At 73.0% G+C, this 18,646-nt stretch carries 19 protein-coding genes and 1 tRNA gene; 11 read left to right on the top strand and 9 right to left on the bottom strand.

Annotated elements, in window-relative coordinates:
* Nucleotides 1-40: 40 nt before the first annotated feature.
* Together ACF1AG_RS03595 and ACF1AG_RS03600 are read right to left on the bottom strand one after the other, a co-directional pair.
* Complete coding sequence (locus tag ACF1AG_RS03595) at nucleotides 41-1,873, bottom strand: YfjP family GTPase (protein WP_359604623.1); 1,833 nt, start codon at nucleotides 1,871-1,873, stop codon at nucleotides 41-43.
* A 3-nt stretch (nucleotides 1,874-1,876) separates the two neighbouring features.
* On the bottom strand, nucleotides 1,877-3,487 hold the full coding sequence (locus ACF1AG_RS03600) for a dynamin family protein (protein ID WP_359604625.1): 1,611 nt from the start codon (nucleotides 3,485-3,487) through the stop codon (nucleotides 1,877-1,879).
* 323 nt (nucleotides 3,488-3,810) lie between these two features.
* On the opposite strand from ACF1AG_RS03600, the gene ACF1AG_RS03605 reads away from it, so the two are divergent.
* A tRNA-Arg gene (locus tag ACF1AG_RS03605) sits at nucleotides 3,811-3,883 on the top strand.
* A 103-nt stretch (nucleotides 3,884-3,986) separates the two neighbouring features.
* Here ACF1AG_RS03605 and ACF1AG_RS03610 read toward each other — a convergent pair.
* A complete protein-coding gene (locus ACF1AG_RS03610; protein WP_359604633.1) occupies nucleotides 3,987-4,199 on the bottom strand; it encodes a DUF6416 domain-containing protein in 213 nt (70 codons plus the stop codon).
* 66 nt (nucleotides 4,200-4,265) lie between these two features.
* Here ACF1AG_RS03610 and ACF1AG_RS03615 point away from each other — a divergent pair, with 66 nt between their 5' ends.
* The 3 genes from ACF1AG_RS03615 to ACF1AG_RS03625 all read left to right on the top strand — a co-directional run bounded on the left by ACF1AG_RS03615 (nucleotide 4,266) and on the right by ACF1AG_RS03625 (nucleotide 6,982).
* Nucleotides 4,266-4,874: a hypothetical protein gene (locus tag ACF1AG_RS03615; protein WP_359604627.1), complete on the top strand. Its 609-nt coding sequence runs from the start codon at nucleotides 4,266-4,268 to the stop codon at nucleotides 4,872-4,874.
* Between the two features lie 151 nt (nucleotides 4,875-5,025).
* Entirely contained in the window at nucleotides 5,026-5,793 is a 768-nt protein-coding gene (locus tag ACF1AG_RS03620; protein WP_359604629.1) for a hypothetical protein, read from the top strand.
* Nucleotides 5,794-6,013: 220 nt separating this feature from the next.
* Nucleotides 6,014-6,982 carry an alpha/beta hydrolase gene (locus tag ACF1AG_RS03625; RefSeq protein ID WP_359604631.1) on the top strand — a complete coding sequence of 323 codons (969 nt, stop codon included), beginning with the start codon at nucleotides 6,014-6,016 and terminating at the stop codon, nucleotides 6,980-6,982.
* An 87-nt stretch (nucleotides 6,983-7,069) separates the two neighbouring features.
* On the opposite strand, the gene ACF1AG_RS03630 is transcribed toward ACF1AG_RS03625, so the two are convergent.
* The 4 genes from ACF1AG_RS03630 to ACF1AG_RS03645 form a co-directional block, all read right to left on the bottom strand.
* A complete protein-coding gene (locus tag ACF1AG_RS03630) occupies nucleotides 7,070-7,348 on the bottom strand; it encodes a hypothetical protein (RefSeq protein ID WP_359607671.1) in 279 nt (92 codons plus the stop codon).
* Between the two features lie 177 nt (nucleotides 7,349-7,525).
* Nucleotides 7,526-7,795 carry a hypothetical protein gene (locus ACF1AG_RS03635; RefSeq protein ID WP_102639245.1) on the bottom strand — a complete coding sequence of 90 codons (270 nt, stop codon included), beginning with the start codon at nucleotides 7,793-7,795 and terminating at the stop codon, nucleotides 7,526-7,528.
* A 214-nt stretch (nucleotides 7,796-8,009) separates the two neighbouring features.
* Nucleotides 8,010-8,270 (bottom strand): hypothetical protein, encoded by a 261-nt coding sequence (locus ACF1AG_RS03640; protein ID WP_359607669.1) that lies wholly within the window; start codon nucleotides 8,268-8,270, stop codon nucleotides 8,010-8,012.
* Nucleotides 8,271-8,377: 107 nt separating this feature from the next.
* The gene (locus ACF1AG_RS03645; protein ID WP_359607667.1) at nucleotides 8,378-8,650 is read right to left on the bottom strand and encodes a hypothetical protein; all 273 of its coding nucleotides are present in this window, start codon (nucleotides 8,648-8,650) and stop codon (nucleotides 8,378-8,380) included.
* Between the two features lie 316 nt (nucleotides 8,651-8,966).
* On the opposite strand from ACF1AG_RS03645, the gene ACF1AG_RS03650 reads away from it, so the two are divergent.
* A complete protein-coding gene (locus tag ACF1AG_RS03650; protein WP_033274638.1) occupies nucleotides 8,967-9,206 on the top strand; it encodes a chaplin in 240 nt (79 codons plus the stop codon).
* Nucleotides 9,207-9,392: 186 nt separating this feature from the next.
* On the opposite strand, the gene ACF1AG_RS03655 is transcribed toward ACF1AG_RS03650, so the two are convergent.
* Together ACF1AG_RS03655 and ACF1AG_RS03660 are read right to left on the bottom strand one after the other, a co-directional pair.
* Nucleotides 9,393-9,659, bottom strand: a complete 267-nt coding sequence (locus tag ACF1AG_RS03655) for a hypothetical protein (protein ID WP_359607665.1) — start codon at nucleotides 9,657-9,659, stop codon at nucleotides 9,393-9,395.
* 153 nt (nucleotides 9,660-9,812) lie between these two features.
* Nucleotides 9,813-10,667 (bottom strand): hypothetical protein, encoded by an 855-nt coding sequence (locus ACF1AG_RS03660; protein ID WP_391809263.1) that lies wholly within the window; start codon nucleotides 10,665-10,667, stop codon nucleotides 9,813-9,815.
* A 324-nt stretch (nucleotides 10,668-10,991) separates the two neighbouring features.
* Between ACF1AG_RS03660 and ACF1AG_RS03665 the strand changes: the two genes are divergently transcribed.
* The 6 genes from ACF1AG_RS03665 to ACF1AG_RS03690 are packed head-to-tail and all read left to right on the top strand — an operon-like array spanning nucleotide 10,992 to nucleotide 18,645.
* On the top strand, nucleotides 10,992-12,092 hold the full coding sequence (locus tag ACF1AG_RS03665; RefSeq protein ID WP_359607661.1) for a DUF3344 domain-containing protein: 1,101 nt from the start codon (nucleotides 10,992-10,994) through the stop codon (nucleotides 12,090-12,092).
* A gap of 44 nt (nucleotides 12,093-12,136) precedes the next feature.
* On the top strand, nucleotides 12,137-13,387 hold the full coding sequence (locus tag ACF1AG_RS03670) for a glycosyltransferase (RefSeq protein ID WP_391809264.1): 1,251 nt from the start codon (nucleotides 12,137-12,139) through the stop codon (nucleotides 13,385-13,387).
* On the top strand, nucleotides 13,384-14,808 hold the full coding sequence (locus tag ACF1AG_RS03675) for an exopolysaccharide biosynthesis polyprenyl glycosylphosphotransferase (protein WP_391809265.1): 1,425 nt from the start codon (nucleotides 13,384-13,386) through the stop codon (nucleotides 14,806-14,808). The genes ACF1AG_RS03670 and ACF1AG_RS03675 overlap by 4 nt, the downstream gene beginning before the upstream one ends.
* A 6-nt stretch (nucleotides 14,809-14,814) precedes the next feature.
* Nucleotides 14,815-16,161 (top strand): O-antigen ligase family protein, encoded by a 1,347-nt coding sequence (locus tag ACF1AG_RS03680; protein ID WP_391809266.1) that lies wholly within the window; start codon nucleotides 14,815-14,817, stop codon nucleotides 16,159-16,161.
* A complete protein-coding gene (murJ, locus tag ACF1AG_RS03685; protein ID WP_391809267.1) occupies nucleotides 16,158-17,894 on the top strand; it encodes a murein biosynthesis integral membrane protein MurJ in 1,737 nt (578 codons plus the stop codon). The genes ACF1AG_RS03680 and murJ overlap by 4 nt, the downstream gene beginning before the upstream one ends.
* Nucleotides 17,878-18,645: a polysaccharide deacetylase family protein gene (locus ACF1AG_RS03690; RefSeq protein ID WP_359607380.1), complete on the top strand. Its 768-nt coding sequence runs from the start codon at nucleotides 17,878-17,880 to the stop codon at nucleotides 18,643-18,645. The genes murJ and ACF1AG_RS03690 overlap by 17 nt, the downstream gene beginning before the upstream one ends.
* The last annotated feature ends 1 nt before the right edge of the window (nucleotide 18,646 follow it).

Here is an 18,646-nt window from a genome sequence, read left to right on the forward strand (position 1 = left end):
CCGGGCGACGCGACGAACACACCGCGAGGACGAGACCGCCTCAGCGTCCCCCTCCCCCCGTCCCCACTCCCGTTACACGCCCGTACTGCTCCCGCACTTCCCGGTACCGCAGCAGCTCCGCCGCCACCGGATCCAGCACGCGGGCGCGCCCGCACCCCGCCGCCGCCTCCCGCAGCCGTCTCTCCGCCTCCAGCCCGTACCGCCGGGCCGGCCCCCGTGCGGCCATCCGGCAGCTCCACTCGACGAGCGGCCCGCCCACGATCCCGATGACCATCAGCAGCACCGGCACGCCCAGGTTCGGCGCCATGACGCCGATGATCTGCCCGAGCAGCCACAGCCCGCCCACGAACTGGAGGATCGTCATGGACGCCTGGGCGAGCACGGCCACCGGCCACCATCCCGGCCGCGGCGGCCTCCCCGGCGGCAGCCCGGCCCGCACGGCCAGTTCGTCCAGGGCTTCCGGCAGCCCCTGCGACCCGCGCACCGCCGCCTCCCGCACCGCCTGTGCCCAGGCCGTGGGCAGTCCGGTGGAGGCACGGTCGGCGACCGTGCGGACCGCCTGTTCCACGCGCTGCCGTGCCGTGACCTCCTCGTCGGGCCGGCCGCCCAGCGGGACCCTGCCGGTGGTCGGCTCGCGCCGCGCCTGACACCACCGCCACAGCCGCAGCCAGGGGGTGCCGCAGGCGCGGTTGGCGTTGCGCAGCCAGGCCCGTTCGGCCGCCTCGCCCGCCGCGGTGGCGCCCACGGCGTCCGCGAGCCGGTCGGAGAACTCCTCCCGCGCCTCCTCGCTCAGCCCGGTGCGGCGGCGCGTCGCGTACGCGGGCCACAGACGGGCGGCGGTGATGTCGACGTCGGCGGAGATCCGGCGGGCGGGCGCCCCGCGCTCGGCCACGAACCGGGCGAGGGCCTCCCGCAGATCGCCCACCCCGTCCCCGGTGAGCGCCGACAGGGCGAGCACGGTCGTGCCGGGCTCGCCGTACTCCCCCAGCACGATGCCGTCCTCGTCCAGGAGCCGCCGCAGGTCGTCGAGGACCTGTTCGGCGGCCTCGCCGGGCAGCCGGTCGACCTGGTTGAGGACGACGAACATGACCTCGGCGTGCGCCGCCATGGGCCGCAGGTAGCGCTCGTGCAGCATGGCGTCGGCGTACTTCTCCGGGTCGACGACCCAGATCACCGCGTCGACCAGCCCCAGCACCCGGTCCACCTGCTCACGGTGCTCCACGGCCGCCGAGTCGTGGTCGGGCAGGTCGACGAGGACGAGTCCGCGCAGCCGTTCGTCGGCGTCGGTCATGGCCTGGAGGGGGCGGCGGCGCAGCCGGGGCGGGATGCCGAGGCGTTCGATGAGGCTCGCCGCGCCGTCGCTCCAGCTGCACGCGATGGGGGCGGCGGTGGTGGGGCGCCGTACGCCGGTCTCGGAGATCGGCACCCCGGCCAACGTGTTGAACAGCTGCGACTTGCCGCTGCCGGTGGCGCCCGCGATGGCGACGACGGTGTGCTGCCCGGAGAGGCGGCGCCGCGCGGCGGCCTCGTCGAGCACGCGTCCCGCCTGGGAGAGCGTGTGGTTGTCGAGGCGTGCGCGGCTCAGCCCCACCAGCTCGCGCAGCGCGTCCAGACGGGAGGCGAGCTGCGGGTCGTACGACAGGGGGATCACCTTCTGCGGTGTGGAGGCGCGGGGTTCCGCCACGGCGGGCCGTTCCGCCGGAGAGGTCCCGGCGGCGCCGCCCGTGGTGCCGTTCACCCGGCGGGCGATCAGCCCGTCGTCCCAGGCGCCGGCGCCGTCCGCGCGGGAGGGGCGCTCGGGGTGCTCGGTGTGCTCGGAAGCTTCACTGTGCTCGGGGTGCTCGGTGTGGTCCTGGTCAGTGACGGCGGTCACCGGTCACCTCTCCTTCTGCAGTACGGACAACGCGGCGATGAGTTCCGGCTGGGGTTCCGCGTGCACCTCGAGCGTGTCGATCGGGGCGAGCCGGCGTTCGCGTTCGGCGTGCATGATCCGGTCCACGTGGGCGACGAGGAGCCGCCCGCCGCGGTCACGCAGACGCAGCGCGCCATGGGCGCCGATCCGCTCGGCGAGGGTCTCACCGGCGGTCCGGGCGCGGCGGCCGCCGAGCAGGACCGTGGCGACGAGGGCGGTGACCGTCTCCGGCTCGGGCGCGACGCCGCGTTCCAGCTCGCCCACCTCCTCCTCGGCGAGTTCCTCCAGCTCGCGCCGCCAGCGCCGCACGGCGAGGCCGATGCGGTGTTCGACGCTCTCGGGGGCGCTGTCGCGGGCGGCGAGCTCGGGCGCCTCGGCGGCGGGCTCGCGCCGCCACGCCTCGTCGACGCGTTCGTCGGCGGCGGCGACGGCGCACAGCAGGAGCGCGCTGAGGCTCTCCACGAGCGTGTCGAGCAGTTCGCCGGGGGTGCAGTCGAGGGGGAAGGCGCGCCACCTCTTGAGGGCGTCCCCGGCGAGCACGGCCCCGGCCTGCAGCCGCCCCCGCACCCGCGAGTGCTCGCTGTCGTACGCGGTCTCCACCGCGGAGGTGAGGCGCAGTGCGGCGGCGTACTGGGCGGCGGCGGCGCCGGCCAGCTCGGGGAGCCGGGAGTTGAGCGAGTCGAGGATGCCGTAGGCGGTGCGGGCCATGACGTGCTGGCGGGCGGCCGGGTCGAGCGTCTGATGGACGAGCCAGGTGCGCAGCGCGGCGACGGCGGTGCCGGGCAGCAGCCCGCCGCCCCAGGCGGACTCGGGCAGCTCGGGCACGGTGAACCGGGGTACGTCGCCGAGCCCGGCCTTGGTGAGGAGGGCGCCGTACTGCCGTGACACCTCGGAGACCACCTGGTGCGGCACCCGGTCGAGCACCGTGACCAGGCTGACGTCGTACTCCTTGGCGGTGCGCAGCATGTGCCAGGGGACGGCGTCGGCGTAGCGGGCGGCGGTGGTGACCATGATCCAGATGTCGGCGGCGTTGATCAGCTCGGCGGCGAGGATCCGGTTGTCGGAGACCAGGGAGTCGATGTCGGGCGCGTCGAGGAGGGCGAGGCCGGGCGGCAGGGTGTCGGCGGTCTCGACGCGCAGGACGCGCGCGGGGTCCTCGCCGGGCAGCAGCAGGTCGTCGGCGGGGTCCTGGTGGTGGGGCACCCAGACGCGGGTGAGGTCGGGCAGTACGCGCATTCCGCTGAACCAGTGGTGGTCCTCCGGATGGCAGACGAGCACCGGCGTCCGTGTCGTCGGCCGCAGCACCCCGGCCTCGCTGACGCGCCGGCCCACGAGCGAGTTCACCAGCGTGGACTTCCCCGCTCCGGTGGATCCCCCGACGACGGCCAGCAGCGGCGCCCCGGGGTCTCTCAGCCGCGGCACCAGGTAGTCGTCCAGCTGGGCGAGCAGTTCGTCGCGGTTGGCACGCGCGCGGGCGGCCCCGGCGAGGGGCAGCGGGAAGCGTGCGGCGGCGACACGGTCGCGCAGGGCGGAGAGTGCGTCGAGCAGCTGAGGCCGTACGTCCAAGGTCACCACATGCGAAGAATGCCCAATTTCGGGGTAATTCTGAAGCATATGAGCACGCCTGCGCGCCGACAGGACACAAGCGGATGGAAGGGACGTCTGCGGCGCGTGCACAGCCAAGGCATAACGAGTGCACAACACCCGATGCGCCAGAGGCCAAAACGAGTGCACGATTCGTACCTGCCTGCGATCATCAGGACCGCTTCACCGAACCTCCACATCGAGCCACGGAGGCGAGGCGACAGGGACAAGGATGCGGGAGCCCTATCCTTGTCTCCGGCAACGTCACGGACAGGCCCCCACCAGGGCACCACGACGACAGGCCACCACACCCGGCCCCCGTAGCTCAGTGGATAGAGCAGGCGCCTTCTAAGCGCTTGGCCGCAGGTTCGAGTCCTGCCGGGGGCGCAACCCGCCACCAGCCAGAACGCCCCAGAGGGGATCTCCCCTCCAGGGCGCTTCGTGGTTCCGACGGCAACGGCACCGTCGCGACGGGCGGCCGGCGGCGCGGTCACTGATCGAGCTGCGCCGCCAGGAACACCGCGGCCACCGAGGGGCGGACCGCGTACGTCGCCCCCCCAGCCCCCTCGGGAGCCTCCCACCAGTGGAACGGGTAGCGCCGGTCACTGTTGCCGCGCGCCTTGCTCACACCGGCCAGCACGCCTGCCACACGCCGTGCAGGGTCGCCCTCGTCCGGCCCGCCCAGGACGTTGTCGGCCCGCACAAGCAACGATCAGGCCATGCGGATCCGCGGATCCGCGGGTCGGCCCGGGTCGGTACCCTCCCCCGCATGGGGCTCGACATCACCGTGTTGATCGCCGACCGCGCATGGCTGGTGCGGGTCCCGCCCCGGGAGCGGCTGCCACGGCTGAGAAGCGCCTGGTACGCCGACGAGACGGGGTTGTGGGAGCACGACGCTCCGACGGGCGACGAGGGGTGGGCGTGGCCGCAGGAGCCGAACGGCTCCGTCTTCGCCGTGTACGAGTTCCTGCGCACCTCCGGCTCCTTCAAGCCGCACTTCTGGACCGGTCAGCGGTGGGAACGCGTCCGAGGCCACGTGGACCCCCCGCTGCGCGCCGCCCTGGACGCGTTGCTCAGCGGCCTCTTCTGGGACGGTCCGGGCGGTGACGCCGAGCACACCGACACCGCCCTCTTCGGCGATGACGGCCACGGCGTGCTGCTCGCACGGTCGCCGGAGAGCGTGCGGGAACTGGCCGCGGCCTGGGACCTCGCACGACCTCACCTCGCCCGGGTGCGCCGCCCCTTCGCCGAGCGTGCCGCCGTCCCGGACGGCTGGGTCCCCGACTTCGACGCGTTCGTGGACCTGCTGACGCAGTGGGGAGACGTCCTGGCCGAAGCGGGCCGGCGAGGGTGGTGCGTCGTGGGACTGGGCGAGTAGCCCGACTGCGGCCCTGCCGGAAGGGTGCCCGTTGATCGAATCGTTGCCGCCGCGCGCACAACCCCGCACCGCGCCCCTCTGTCCCCTAATCAGCCGCTGAACACCAGCGGGCCACAGGGGAAAGGGAGGGCACTTGAGGACGAGAAGGGCCATGGGGAGCGCGTTGGTGGCCGGCGGGGCCGCGATCGCCTTCACGGCGGTCTCCGCGGTGCCGGCGGGCGCGGCCGAGGGAGGGGTCTCCTTCAGCCACGTCAAGGTGAACGGCGGGAAGCCGATCGTGATCGGGGTCAAGGAGGAGGTCGTGGTGCGCGCGACCTTCCGGATGACGACCAAGCTCAAGCACGACCCGGGGGTGGTCGTGTTCCCCTACCGCGGCGGGCTCGAGTCCGGCGACCAGCTGTGGAACACGATCGAGAACTCCGACTGCAAGGTGGTGAACCGGGCGAAGGGGATCTGCGACTACGAGGAGTTGCTGTACATCGACCCGCGCCATTACGACTTCGGCAACGAGGACGCGGGCGCGTGGAAGACCGCCGGCCGCGTCTGGCTCGCCGGTGACAAGCACGACATCGACGACGTGAAGGTCCCGCTGCAGGTCAAGCGGGCCACCCGTGTCACCGTCAACGCCTCGCCGGAGCCGGTCCGGAAGGGCAGGACGCTCACCGTGACCGGGAAGGTCACCCGGGCCAACTGGGACACGCACAAGTACCAGGCCTACGCGGGCCGCACCGTGAGCCTTCAGTTCAAGGCAGCGGGCGCCAAGGCGTACACCACCGTCAGGAAGGTGAAGTCCAACAAGACCGGCGTGCTCAGGACCACGGTGAAGGCCACCAGGTCCGGCACCTGGCGCTGGGTGTACTACGGCAACTCCACCTCCGGCGCGAAGGCGTCGGCCGGAGACCACGTGGTCGTCCGTTAGACCACGGCCTTCGGCCCGGTCGCCGCAGGGGGGCGCTCGCGCGCGGATGCGCTCCCCCACGCGGGCTCCTACCACCCTGCCCCGGCGGGCGAACACCTGTACCGAGCTGGCGTTTTAGCCGGGATCGCCCACAATTGGGTGGTTAAGCCTGAATAGTGAGTTCACTGGTAAGGATGGAACGGTTCACCACCGTTCCGTTCCGCCCTTCCCGGAGCCGCTCATGCGCACTGCCGTCGTCGCCGCCCAGGCCCCACCCCGTGCGGAGGGACCCCGGCCCGTCCCCTCAGCGCCCGAGCAAGCGGAGGAGCGCGAGCTGACGTTCGGGGGGTTCCGGTACACCTGCCGGATCGTCCGGCAGGGCACGCCGCGGACGGCGCCGTTGCTGCTGCTGGGCGGCTCGTCGCAGGACCGGTACTCCTGGCAGAGTCACGAGAAGTGGCTGGCGCCGCTGTGCACGCTGATCACGGTGGACCTTCCCGGCTACGGCAGTTCGGACTTCCTCCCGGCCTCCTACGACATCGACTTCCTCGGGGACGCCGTGCAGCACACGCTGACGGAGATCGGCGTGCCCGAGGTGAATCTCTTCGGCGGCTGCTTCGGCGAGGTCGTGGGTCTGCGGTTCGCGCAGCGCCATCCGGATTCGGTCCGGCGCATCGTCTTCGGCGCCGCGGCGAACCGGCTCCCCGAGCTCTACAGCGAGGCCGTGCCGCGGCTGACGCAGACGCTGGAGCGGGGTGACATCGAGGGGGCCGCGGAAGGGCTGGTGCGCCTGTTCATGTCGAACCCGGAGGCCGGGAAGGTTCGCCGGCACGCGGCCGTGGCACGGTTGCTCCAGCGGCAGTTCGTGAACCAGACGCAGGACGAGATCAGGAAGGCCGTCGAGCACAACATCCGGTTGGTGACGCACGGCTGCTACGAGCCGCTGCCGGTGCCGAGGGTGCCGACGCTGGTGTTCACCGGGGAGTACGACACGCTGTGCACGCCGGACATGGGGCGGGAGTTCGCAGCGACGATGCCGGGGGCGCTGTTCACCACGGTGAAGGAGGCGGACCACCTCGTCACGGTCGAGCGCCGGGAGGAGTCGGCGGACCTGATCGCCCGCTTCTGCACGGACCGTTCCGTCGAGAGGCTGCCGTACTGCACCGAGGTCGAGGTTCCCTGCCCCGACCACTCCCTTGCCCAGGTGTGACCCCCGAGGCTCCTCACGCTGCAGGCACGGGGATGGGCCGGGACCCCCCGTAGGGTCCCGGCCCATCCCCGTGCCTGGAGACGAACGTCAGAGCTTCTGCCCGTCGACGGTGAGGCTGGTCCCGCAGGAGACGTCGGCGTGCTCACCGGAGCAGCTCTGCCGCACGTCGTTGACCATGCGGACCTTCCCGTACGTCTCGCTGGTGAACTCGCGCTCACCGGTGTCCCTGCACAGGACGTTGCCCTGGCCGTCGTCGGAGCACGCCACCGGGCTCTCTGCGGCGACGGCCTGGCCGCCGCCGAGGCCGAGGAGGACGACGCCTCCGAGCACCGCGGCCACCGCTGACATCTTCTTGGACTTGAACATCTACCTGTTCCTCAACTCGGCGCCGCCTGGACCGACGGCGACGCCGCTTGTCGACACCTTGAACGCCTGACTCGACATGGGATATCCGGCTCGCCCAACGAACCGGGCAGGCTCCGGAGTCCGCGTCGCCCGATGGACGACAGGACCCCGGAGCCTGCCCGGATCACCTCGCAGTGATCACTCGCCGCCGACGGCGAAGCTGCTGGCGCACTCGATGGAGTTCGTCTCGCTGTTCTCGGCGAGGCCCAGACCCAGGATGCCGACGGCCAGGTTGATGTCATCGATCACGATGAGCCCCTTGGCCGAGTTGTCCTGGGGGCAGGCGGTCGACTGCTTGTTGTTCAGCTCCACGGCCGGGTCGTCGCCGGCGTGGCTGACGCCCGCACCGAGGAAGCCGACGCTGCCGAGCATGGCCACAACGACCGCAGCCTTCTGGAACTTGCGCATTGCCTCTCCATTCTTCGATTGACACGGCCCGAACGGACCGGCCAGTGACGGTCGCCACATCTGGCACGACCCTTGCGGAAATTGATAGCAAAACACCGAACGGTGTTGGAAAATGGAAAATTCACTCTGTACCGCTGCCGCCCGCTCAATGGATCCGAACACCGAATTCATGAGCGGCCACGAGATCACCGGCACAGCGTGCTGCGTCGGGCGTTCAGCTCACGGCAAGGTCGCTGGCACAGGTGAGCTCACCCTTGCCGGAACAGCTCTGCGACGTCTTGTTGACAATACGGACGCGGCCGTCCGTCTCCGTGACGCGGTATTCACTCACCTGGACGCAACGAACTTGCCCGTTCTCGTCCTCCGTGCACGTGCCGGGGTTTTCAGCACCCACGGCCTGCACCGCGCCGAATGCGAACAGCGCGACGCCGCCCAGAACACCCATCGCCGCCGCGATCTTCTTCGACTTCACCATGCACCTTTTCTTCGACGGTCCTGGAACAACGGCCGGGCCGGGCAGGCCCGGGTCTCGAACCACGAAAGGGCGAGACTCGGGACCTGCCCTCAGCCACCCGACGGTGGTCAGCGACCGCCCAGAGCCACGCTGGAGGCACACGCGATCGAGTTGGTCTCGGTGTTCTCCGCGAGGCCGAGGCCGAGGAGGGCGCCGACGCCGGCGTTGACGTCGTCGATCGCGACCAGGCCCAGGGTCGAGTTGTCCTGGGGGCAGACCGTGGTCTGCTCGTTGTTGAACTCGAACTCCGGGCCCTCACCGGCGTAGCTGACGCCGGAACCGGCGAACCCAACGGTGCCGAGCATGGCCACGACGACCGCAGCCTTCTGGAACTTACGCATTACCTCTCCGTTTCTCGAGTGGACACAGTCCGTAGCGGACCAGTCACGGAACGCTGTTAACGTAAGCGACGTTTGCGACTTTTGATAGCTGAAACGCCCAGATGCGCATCTTTTCCGCAAACACGCAGGTCAGAGGGGTGTCTAATGACATCAGACGGGCGAACGACACGGCGTGCCTGACGTGCCATCAGGAACAAACGCGCATCAAAGAGTGATCTCTGGACATTCACCGTGACCCGGGCCGCCGTCCCGCGTTGAGCGGTGCGTGCGGCGCTAGTCGTGCTGCCGCGCTTAACCAGTCAGTAAGGAGAACGTGATGTCTCACATCGCGAAGGTCGGCGCAATCGCTCTCGGCACCGGTGCCGTGGTTCTGGGCAGCGCCGGTCTGGCCTCGGCCCACTCGGGCGCCGAGGGTGCGGCGGTCCACTCGCCCGGCGTCGTGTCGGGCAACGTGATTCAGGCTCCGATCCACATCCCCGTGAACGTCTGCGGTAACACCGTGAACGTCATCGGCGCCCTGAACCCCGCCTTCGGCAACTACTGCGTCAACAAGTAACGTCGCGGCGGTCCACGAGTACACGGACGCCCGTCGGAGCACCCAGGAGCCCCGGAGGCCTCGAGCCCCGGGGCTCCTGCACGTTTTCGTTCCGGTGTACGCGAGCTGAACTGTCGACCACGGGTGCGCAAAAGAAATGCGGCCCCCGGTGCCTAGCACCGGGGCCCGCATTTCTTCGCCGTGGCGTCAGGCGTGCAGTCCCACGTCGCCGCGGACCGGCTTGACCTCGTCCACGAGGCCGGCCGCCTCCTTCGCCGTGCCCATCACCGATTCCTGGTCGGTCTCGAGCGTCTTCGAGTCCTGCAGCGGCATCAGCTCGAAGGGAACCGCGGTGCGCAGGCCCGTGTCGAGGCCGGTGGACGCCAGGTCGGTGGAGCCGGCGTACGCGGGCGCGGCGACACCGGCGGCGATCAGGGACCCGGCAAGGACGGCGGCAGCCTTCAGGGACTTCATCGTGTTCCTTTCTTCGGCAACGCAAGTCGCCGGAGTGATTCTGTCGCCGTGCACAACGATCCCCGGCCGGAGCGGAAACCGTGAAATCGAAGATTGCCGAGTCCTCATATGAATTCTATGAACTGATGGAGTGTCCGACGCTCCGGTCGTATGTCAGGAATTCGGCGTCAGGAGTGAGGTGAGCGCGGGCAGCATGCCCGGTGCCGCGGCGGGCTCGGCGGGGGTCGCCGCATCCGAGGGGGCCGCCGGGGCCGCGGGAGCGGGCAGCGTCGTGGCGGTCGGCGTGTCGGTGCCGGCCAGCGCGGCGAGGAGTTCGTCCACCCGCGTCAGCAGCGCGTCGACCGACGTCAGTGCCACATCGACCGGCTCGTCGACGGTGACGCCGTCCACCGACTCCGCGGTGTCCGTGGTCCCTGTGGTGTCCGTGGTGTCCGTGGTGTCCGTGGCGGTGCTCGTGTCGTCCGTCTCCGTCGTCGACGTGCCGCTGGGCTCGGTGGTCGCGGTCGACGCGCTGTCCGCTGCGGCCGGGTCGGACTTCGGCAGCAGCAGGTCCAGGAGTGCGTCCAGGGCTTCCCGTACCGCGCCGAGGCCGTCGGCCGTGGTGCCGTCGGCCTCCTCGGCCGTGGGCAGCAGGACGCCCGTCGTCGGTGTCGTGGTGCCGGGGAGGGCCGGCGCGGCGGGAGTCACGGAGGTGTCGGTGACCGACGTGGCCGACGGGTCGTCGGCCGCCGCCCGGGCGACCGCCTCGCGTGCCGCCGCCGCGAGCCGCTGGGCCTCCGCCATGGGGAGTTGGCCGCCGGGGGCGGACAGGACCGCGTGGAGCAGGTCGGTGACCGGGGTCAGGTCGGTCCGGGCCGTGTCGGACTGCGGCAGCCGTTCGACGAGCGATGCCGCCGGGTCCTGTCCTGGGTGGGAGCCGGCCGCGAGGGCGGCCGGGCCGGTGGTGGTGACCAGGAGGGCGGCGCAGAGGGCGCCGAGTGCGATGCGCCGGGCCGGCAGAGCGCGCATGGAGAGTCCTTTCGCGGGGCTTCGGATCTTGGACCCACCGTCGAAGCGCCCGCGACGCCCCGCAACCGGGCGTACGCCTTTCGGTCCGGGCCGCCGTCACCCTGCTGCGCGTTCCGGCAGATGAGCCGGGGTGCGGGGACCAGGACACGGCAAACCCGGCTTCACGATTCCAACACACTTGCCACCCTTAGGCGATTTTCACCGTGTTTGTCCGTTTCGTGACTAGAGTTGCGGTGCTCCGACGCACCTTCCTTGGGCGGCCGCATCGCACTCGTCCCCGCTGCCCTGCCGCCGCCACCCTTTTGCGAAAGGCTCCGAACGGTCATGCGCCAAACCCTGGGTCAGCTGCTTCGCCGTGCGACGGTGGGCGTCCTCGCCCTGACCGCGCTCTGGGCGCCCTGCGGCCCCACCGCCGTCGCCGCGACCGCCGCGCCCTCAGCGCCGGCTCCGGAGGCGGAGGCACTCCCCTTCGGCGAGCGCTACCGGGCCCTTCAGCACGGCGGCATCGTGCGCGCGGCCAACTCCTCCGCCACCTGCCGAGCCTCGGCGTCCTCCTGCCGCTCGGTGCAGAGCGGCACACGGCCGGGGGTGAACGGCGACTTCGACATGCATTACATCGACATCGACGACGACCCCAACACGTACAACTCCTCGCAGGGAGAGGTGCGGCTGCCCAAGGGGTCGCGGGTGACGTACGCGAGGTTGTACTGGGGCGGCAACCTGCTCGTCGGCGAGCAGAAGCCCACCGAGGACAACGAGCGCGTACTGATCGCCGAGCCCGGCGGCAACTACAAGGAGTTGCTGGCCGACACCGTCGTCGGGCATCGCGTGGCCGGCGGTATGGACGCCTTCCAGGCCTCCGCCGACGTGACGCGGCTGGTGCGGGACAGCGGGTCCGGGCTCTACACGATCGCGCAGATCAACGTGGCCGGCGGACGCTCGACGGCCGGCGCCTGGGGCGGCTGGACGCTGGTGGTGGCGTACGAGAACGCCGCCGAGCCGCTGCGGCACCTGTCCGTGTGGGACGGCTTCGCCCCGCTGAGCGGTGACTCCGGCGCGACGTTCGCGCTGCGGAACCTGCCGTACCCGGCCGACGCCGGGGGCCGGGTGGGCATGGTGGCCTACAACGGCGACCGCGGCACCGCCGGCGACTCCCTCGTCCTGAGCGCGGGGGACACCGCGACCGCGCTCGGCAACGGCGCCAACCCGGCCGACGACGTGCTGAACTCCACCGTCTCCAACCCGGCGAGCGCGCCCTCCTCGCGCGTGCCCGCGTACGCCAACACCCTCGGCTACGACTCGGACGTGTTCGACCTCGGCGGTCTCCTCACGCGCGCAGGCGACCAGGCGTCCTTCCGCCTCACCTCCCAGCGGGACGCCGCGTGGGCCGGCGTGCTCTTCGCCGCAGTCGACGCCCGGCCGTGACTCCGCCGCCCCACCTTCCGACCACCTGCGTCAGTGAGGAAGCCGTGTCCACGGATCCGACACCGCCCGGCCGCCGGCCGCGGGTCGTGCACCTCACCCAGCCCGTGGACGGAGGCGTCGCCCGGGTCGTGACCGACCTGGTGCGGGCTCAGCTGGCGGACGGCATGGACGTCGCCGCCGTCTGCCCGGACAGCCCGCTCGCCGCCGGGCTGCGCTCCCTCGGCGCGCACGTCCACACCTGGGAGGCGACCCGCTCGCCGGGACCCTCGCTGGTGCGGGAGGTGCGGCAACTCACCGACGTCCTGGACGACTTGCGTCCAGACCTGGTGCATGCGCACAGCGCGAAGGCGGGGCTGGCCGGGCGGCTCGCCGTACGCGGGCGCACCCCGACGGTGTTCCAGCCGCACGCCTGGTCCTTCGAGGCCGTCGGCGGGAGCACGGCCGCGCTCGCGCTGCGCTGGGAGCGGTGGGCGGCGCGCTGGGCCTCCCGGGTGATCTGCGTGAGCGAGGCGGAGCGGGACACCGGGGTGGACGCCGGGATCCGCGGCCGGTGGACCGTCGTGCCCAACGGCATCGACCCCGAGCGCTTCCGGCCCGCGGAGGACACGGGCCCGGTCAGGGCCCAACTGGCCGCCCGGCACGGCATGGACGCGGACGCGCCGCTCGTCGTGTGCGTGGGGCGGCTGTGCCGGCAGAAGGGGCAGGACGTCCTGCTGCGCGCCTGGGACGCCGTACGGCGTCGGGTGCCCGGGGCGCGGCTCGTGCTGGTCGGCGACGGCCCCGACGGCGAACGGCTGCGGGCCGCCGCGCCGCGCTCCGTGGTGTTCGCCGGACCCGTGGCGGACGCGGCGGCCTGGTACCAGGCCGCCGATCTCGTCGTGCTGCCGTCCCGTTGGGAGGGAATGGCGCTGGCGCCGCTGGAGGCGATGGCCTGTGCGCGGCCCGTGGTGGTCACGGACGTCGACGGGGCCCGCGAGAGCCTGCCGCCGTCGCTGGCCGGCCAGTGCCTGGTGCCGCCGGAGGACCCGCGGGCGCTCGCCCGGACCGTGACCGCGCTGCTGCTCGACCCGCCGTTGCGCGCCTCCCTCGGCGACCGGGCCCGCCGCCATGTGCTGTCCCTCCACGACGTGCGGCACACCGCGAAGGCGGTCGCCGGCGTCTACCGCGATCTGCTCGGCGCCCGGCCGGCCGGAGCCGGGGCGCACGCGCTCCCGCCCGCCGCCGACGGCGCCGAGGCCGCCCGGACGACACAGCGCGTCGAGCACTCAGAGCACAGGGAGTCCATCCACTCGTGACCGCAGAACGTACCGTGACCTCCCCCGGTGTCGCACCGCGGGAGCACGGATCCTCCCCCGTGTCCGTCATGCCCCCGCGCGGCTCCGGCACCGCTTCCCGGCTGCCCGCAGCCCGGCCACCCGACCGTCCCGCCTCCCCTGTCCCCCTGCTCCTCGCCGACGGTGCGGCGGCCCTGCTCGCCTGGTGGGCGGCAGCCGGGCACTCCTCGTTGCTCCTCGCCCTGCTGGCCGGGGCGTCACTGCTGCTGCGTCCGCGCGACGGGCGGTCGCCGGTGCCGGCGCTGCTGGAGGAACTGCCCTCCCTGTGCGGGCGGGTGGCTGTGGCCTGGCTGGCCGCCGCCGCACTGTGGGCGGCGCTGCATCCGCGGGACGTGCTGTCCGTGGCCGCCGTGCTGACCGGGTTCGCCGTGCAGGTGACGGCGGCCGGCGCACTGCGCGCGCTGGTGCACGGGCGGCGGCGCGCCGCGCTGCTGCGCCACCCCCGCGCGGCGCTCGTCATCGGTCCGGCGGCGACCGCGCAGCGCGTGGCCGCCGCCGTGCTGCGCCATCCGCGCAGCGGGGTGCGGCCGGTGGGGGTGGTCGCCACACAGGGGGACGGTGCCGAGGGGGGCGTTCCCGTGCTGCGGACCGACCAGGAGGTCGAGCGGGCGGTCATCCAGAACGGGGTGCGGGCGGTGCTCGCCGTCGGACCGTCGGTGCGGACCGAACAGGCGGCGCGGCTGCGGTCGTTGGCCTCGTCGGGGTGCGTGGTGTGGGAGGTCGACGCCGACGTGGCTCCGTACCCGGCGCGTGAGCGGGTGGCCGGGTTCGCCTGCCGACGGCTGGATTTCGCGCCGGTGCGGGCCGGCGGCGCGGGCAAGCGGCTGCTCGACATCCTGGTCTCGGGGGCGCTGTTGCTGCTGGTCAGCCCGCTGCTGCTGGTGTGCGCGGTGACGCTGCGGCTCACCGACGGGCCCGGGGTGGTGTTCCGTCAGGAGCGCATCGGGCGGGACGGCAGGCCGTTCACGCTGCTGAAGTTCCGCACGCACCGGCCGGTCGACGAGCACGAGTCGGCGACCCGGTGGAGCGTGGCCAACGAGCACGAGATGCGCCGCTTCTGCCGGATGCTGCGCCGCACCTCGCTGGACGAGCTGCTCCAGCTGTGGAACGTGCTGCGCGGCGACATGAGCCTGGTCGGGCCCCGCCCCGAACGTCCCTTCTTCGTGGCTCAGTTCAGCGAGACGTACCCGGGTTACGCGGCCCGGCACCGGATGAGGACCGGCATCACCGGGCTCGCGCAGATCCACGGGCTGCGCGGGGACACCTCGATCGAGGACCGCGCCCGCTTCGACAACGCGTACATCGACGACTGGTCGCTGTGGCAGGACGTCTGCATCCTGCTGCGCACGGCGGCCACGCTGGTCCGTCCGACGGGGAGCTGACGTCAGGTGAGCCACGTCCCCCTGCTGCCCCTGCCGCGCCGGGCGGCCTGGTTCGCGCCCGTGCTGCCCCTGGTGGCGGTGGTCGCGCTGCTGGGCCTGCCGGTCGCGGACGGCCGCGCGCAGCCCGCCGACGCGGTGTCCGCGCTGGTGGTGGGGTACTGCGTGATCCTGCTGCTGCGGGAGCGGCGGCGTCCGCTGTCGCCGCGCGCGGCGGTGGTGCTGGGACTGCCCGTGGCGGGACTCGCGGTCGCCGCCATGGGCGCGGCCTCGCCGGCGGCGGGGCTCGGCGGGATGGCCCGCTACCTGCAGGTGTTCGTGCTGGTCCCGGCGGCCGTGCTGGTGCTGCTGCGGGGGCGGGCCGACTTCCGAGTGCTGGCCTGGTCGTTCGTGGGCCTGGCGCTGTGGCAGGGGGCCGTCGGCGTGCACCAGTACGTCACCGGGACCGGCGCCTCCTACCAGGGCGAGACGGTCCGGGCGGTCGGCACCTTCGGGGCGCAGGACGTGATGGGCATGGCCACGGCGGTGGCGCTCGGCGTGGTCTGCGCGACCGGGCTGGCACTGGGCCGCACCCCGTCGTGGCAGCGGGCGGCGGCGGCCGGGTGCGCGGTGGCGCTGCTGGTGCCGCTGGCGGTGTCCTTCAGCCGGGGCGCCTGGATCGCGACCGTCCTGACCTGCGCGGTGCAGCTCGCACTGGCAGGGCTGCGGCGGGCGCTGAAGGCGGGGGCGGCCGTGGTGGCGGCGGGGGTGGTCCTCGTGGGCGGCTTCGGGGTGGGTACGGCGATGCTGCAGGAGCGGATCGACAGCATCACGCAGGTCGCCGACGCGCCCGACCAGTCCGTGGTCGACCGGTACACGCTGTGGGCGTCCGCCCTCGGCATGTGGCGCGAACAGCCGCTGACCGGGGTGGGGCTGAAGAACTTCCCCGAGTACCGCGACGGGCACGCCACGCTCGCGCTGTCCTCGGGCAGCGACATCGAGGGCGCCGGGGAGACCTACCACAAGCAGGCGCTGCTCTCCCCGCACAGCATGTACCTGCTGGTGCTCAGCGAGCAGGGGCTGCTCGGCTTCTGCGCGCTCGTGGGGAGCTGGCTGGCGCTGCTGGTGTGCGCGGTGCGCGCGCTCGGGCGGGCCCGGCGGGACGGGTCCGGCCTCGACTGCGCGCTGATCGCCTGCGGCCTGCTGCTGTGGCAGCTCGTCGACTACGTGTACGGCGACATCGGCGGTCCGTCGACCGTCCTGACCGGCGTCGCCCTCGGCCTGACGGCGTGGTGGGGGCTGACGGAACGGACCGCCACGGACGCGGCCCGCCGGGACACTCTCCCCGGCCGGGTGGAAGAGGCGGTGGCCCGATGACGTCCTTCCCCTCCCAGGCCACGGGAACCGCGCCCGGTCCTCGCACGGAGAGCGTGCCGTCCCGCGCGAAGGCCCGCACGGCCGGACCGGCCCGCCCCCAGGGCGACCGGCCCTCCCCCGGTGCGCAAGGCCAGGGCGAGCCGAACCCCTCCCGGCGTTTCCTCGCCCGTGCCGCGCTGGTCACCGCCGCCCTGTCCATCGCCGGGTCGCTGCTCGGGCTGGTCCGGGACCAGTCGCTGGCGCGGCTGTTCGGGGCCGGGAGCGACACCGACGCGTTCCTCGTGGCGTGGACCGTGCCGGAGATGGCGGCGACGCTGCTGATCGAGGACGGGCTGGCGATCGCGCTGATCCCGGCGTTCAGCATGGCGCTGGCCCGGCGCGCGCGGGGCGTCCCCGGTGACCCGGTGCGCGATCTGGTGCGGGCCACGCTGCCGCGGCTGAGCCTGGCCTTCACCGCGGTGGCCGCGCTGGTCGCCGCGGGGGCGCCGTACCTGGTGGCCGTGCTCGCGCCCGGGCTGCCGGACCCGCAGCTCGCCGTGGACTGCACCCGGCTCACCGCGCTGAGCCTGCTGGCCTTCGGGCTCGCCGGGTACTGCAGCGCCGCGCTGCGGGCGCACCGCCGCTTCCTCGCCCCGGCGGCGATCTACGTCGCCTACAACGCGGGGATCATCGCGACGATGTTCGCCTTCGGCGGCGAGTGGGGGGTGCGGGCGGCAGCGGCCGGGGTCGCGGTGGGCGGCTGTCTGATGGTGGCGGTGCAACTGCCGTCGCTGTGGCGGCAGATCACCTCCCGTACGCCCGCGCGGGAATCCGCCGTCGACGGTCCCGCGGACGAGGAGCGGCCGGTGCGGCTGGCGCTGATCGCCGCCGTGCTGCTGTTCGCGCTGTGCCGCCAGTCGCAGGTGCTGGTCGAGCGGTTCCTGGCGTCGTCGCTGCCCGCGGGCGCGATCTCGCACCTCAACTACGCGCAGAAGGTCGCGCAGATCCCGATGACGCTGTCGCTGATGGTGTGCACGGTGACCTTCCCGGTGGTGGCGCGGGCGCTCGCCGACGGGGACACCGCGCGGGCACGGGCCCGGGTCCAGCGGGACCTGGTCCTGGCGTCCTGCGTGGTGCTGCTGGGCATGTGCGCCGTGGTCGCCTGCGCCCCGCAGATGATCGAACTGCTTTTCCAGCAGGGGGCGTTCACCGCAGCCGACACCGCCGCGACGGCGGACGTGATGCGGGTGTACGCGCTCGGGCTGCTCGGCCAGACCCTGGTGGGCGCGCTGGTCCGCTGCTACTTCTCGGCGGGCCGCGCCCGCTGGTACCCGCTGGGCGTGATGGGTGTGGGCATCGTCGCCACGTCCCTGATCGGCGCGCTCGCCGTGGGCCGCTGGGGGGTCGCGGGGATCGCCGCGGCCAACGCCGCCGGCATCACCGTCACCGCCGCCCTGCTGCTGACCGGTCTGCGCGCAACCCCCTCCGACAGCGCGCCGGGCGTCACCGTCGGTGTCCGCCGGGTCCTCGCCGACCTGGGCCGGCCGGTCCTCGCCTCCGTCCTGGCCGTCACCGCCGGGGTGTTCGCCGCCGGCCGCTTCGACGCGCCCGTGGCGGCGCTCGCGGCCGGCTGCCTCGCCGTCACCGCCGTCTTCGTCCCGATCGCCCTGTCCGCCCTGGGCGTGGGCGCCGCCACCGTGCGGCACCGCGTCCGTACCGTCACACGAAGGCTCACACATGGCCGCACCCGTTGAATCCCCGCTCGCCGACCGGCACCCGGCGGCGCGCCGCCCGGCGCCCGTCCCCTGGGTGGCGATGTACCACTCGGTGGGCGACTGCTCCGACGACCCGTACCGCGTCACCGTCACGCCCGACCGGCTGGAGCACCAGCTGACCTGGCTGCGCCGGCGCGGGCTGCGGGGGGTGTCCGTGGCGGAACTGCTCGACGCGCGTGCCCGCGGTGAGGGCGGGGGCCTGGTCGGCCTGACCTTCGACGACGGCTACGCCGACTTCCTCACCGGCGCCCTGCCGCTGCTGCGGCGCTTCCGGTGCAACGCGACCCTGTTCGTGCTGCCGGGGCGGCTCGGCGGCCACAACGCCTGGGACCCGCTGGGCCCGCGCAAGCCGCTGCTGGACGCGGAGGGCATCCGGCGCGCCGCCGGGGAGGGCGTGGAGATCGGCTCGCACGGGCTGACGCACGTCGACCTCACCCGCGCCGACGACACGGTGCTCACGGCCGAGGTGACGGAGAGCCGCGCCCGGATCGCCGCGCTGACCGGCGTCGAGGCGGCGGGCTTCTGCTACCCGTACGGCACGGTCGACGCGCGGGCCGTCGAGGCCGTGCGGAAGGCCGGTTACCGGTACGCCTGCGCCATCGACCCGGGCCCGCTGACCGGCCCGCACGCCCTGCCGAGGGCGCACGTCGGGCAGAACGACACGGCGTGGCGGCTGCACCTGAAGCTGCGGCTGCACCGCTGGCGCCGCCGTCCGGTGGAGGGCGTGTGAG

Source organism: Streptomyces sp. NPDC014764, from assembly GCF_043082785.1.
Lineage (GTDB): Bacteria > Actinomycetota > Actinomycetes > Streptomycetales > Streptomycetaceae > Streptomyces > Streptomyces althioticus.

Coding starts and splice junctions, on each gene's coding strand:
- ACF1AG_RS03615 (WP_359604627.1), top strand. CDS start 4,266: ATGGGGCTCGACATCACCGTGTTGATCGCCGACCGCGCATGGCTGGTG.
- ACF1AG_RS03620 (WP_359604629.1), top strand. CDS start 5,026: ATGGGGAGCGCGTTGGTGGCCGGCGGGGCCGCGATCGCCTTCACGGCG.
- ACF1AG_RS03625 (WP_359604631.1), top strand. CDS start 6,014: ATGCGCACTGCCGTCGTCGCCGCCCAGGCCCCACCCCGTGCGGAGGGA.
- ACF1AG_RS03630 (WP_359607671.1), bottom strand. CDS start 7,348: ATGTTCAAGTCCAAGAAGATGTCAGCGGTGGCCGCGGTGCTCGGAGGC.
- ACF1AG_RS03635 (WP_102639245.1), bottom strand. CDS start 7,795: ATGCGCAAGTTCCAGAAGGCTGCGGTCGTTGTGGCCATGCTCGGCAGC.
- ACF1AG_RS03640 (WP_359607669.1), bottom strand. CDS start 8,270: ATGGTGAAGTCGAAGAAGATCGCGGCGGCGATGGGTGTTCTGGGCGGC.
- ACF1AG_RS03645 (WP_359607667.1), bottom strand. CDS start 8,650: ATGCGTAAGTTCCAGAAGGCTGCGGTCGTCGTGGCCATGCTCGGCACC.
- ACF1AG_RS03650 (WP_033274638.1), top strand. CDS start 8,967: ATGTCTCACATCGCGAAGGTCGGCGCAATCGCTCTCGGCACCGGTGCC.
- ACF1AG_RS03655 (WP_359607665.1), bottom strand. CDS start 9,659: ATGAAGTCCCTGAAGGCTGCCGCCGTCCTTGCCGGGTCCCTGATCGCC.
- ACF1AG_RS03660 (WP_391809263.1), bottom strand. CDS start 10,667: ATGCGCGCTCTGCCGGCCCGGCGCATCGCACTCGGCGCCCTCTGCGCC.
- ACF1AG_RS03665 (WP_359607661.1), top strand. CDS start 10,992: ATGCGCCAAACCCTGGGTCAGCTGCTTCGCCGTGCGACGGTGGGCGTC.
- murJ (WP_391809267.1), top strand. CDS start 16,158: ATGACGTCCTTCCCCTCCCAGGCCACGGGAACCGCGCCCGGTCCTCGC.
- ACF1AG_RS03690 (WP_359607380.1), top strand. CDS start 17,878: ATGGCCGCACCCGTTGAATCCCCGCTCGCCGACCGGCACCCGGCGGCG.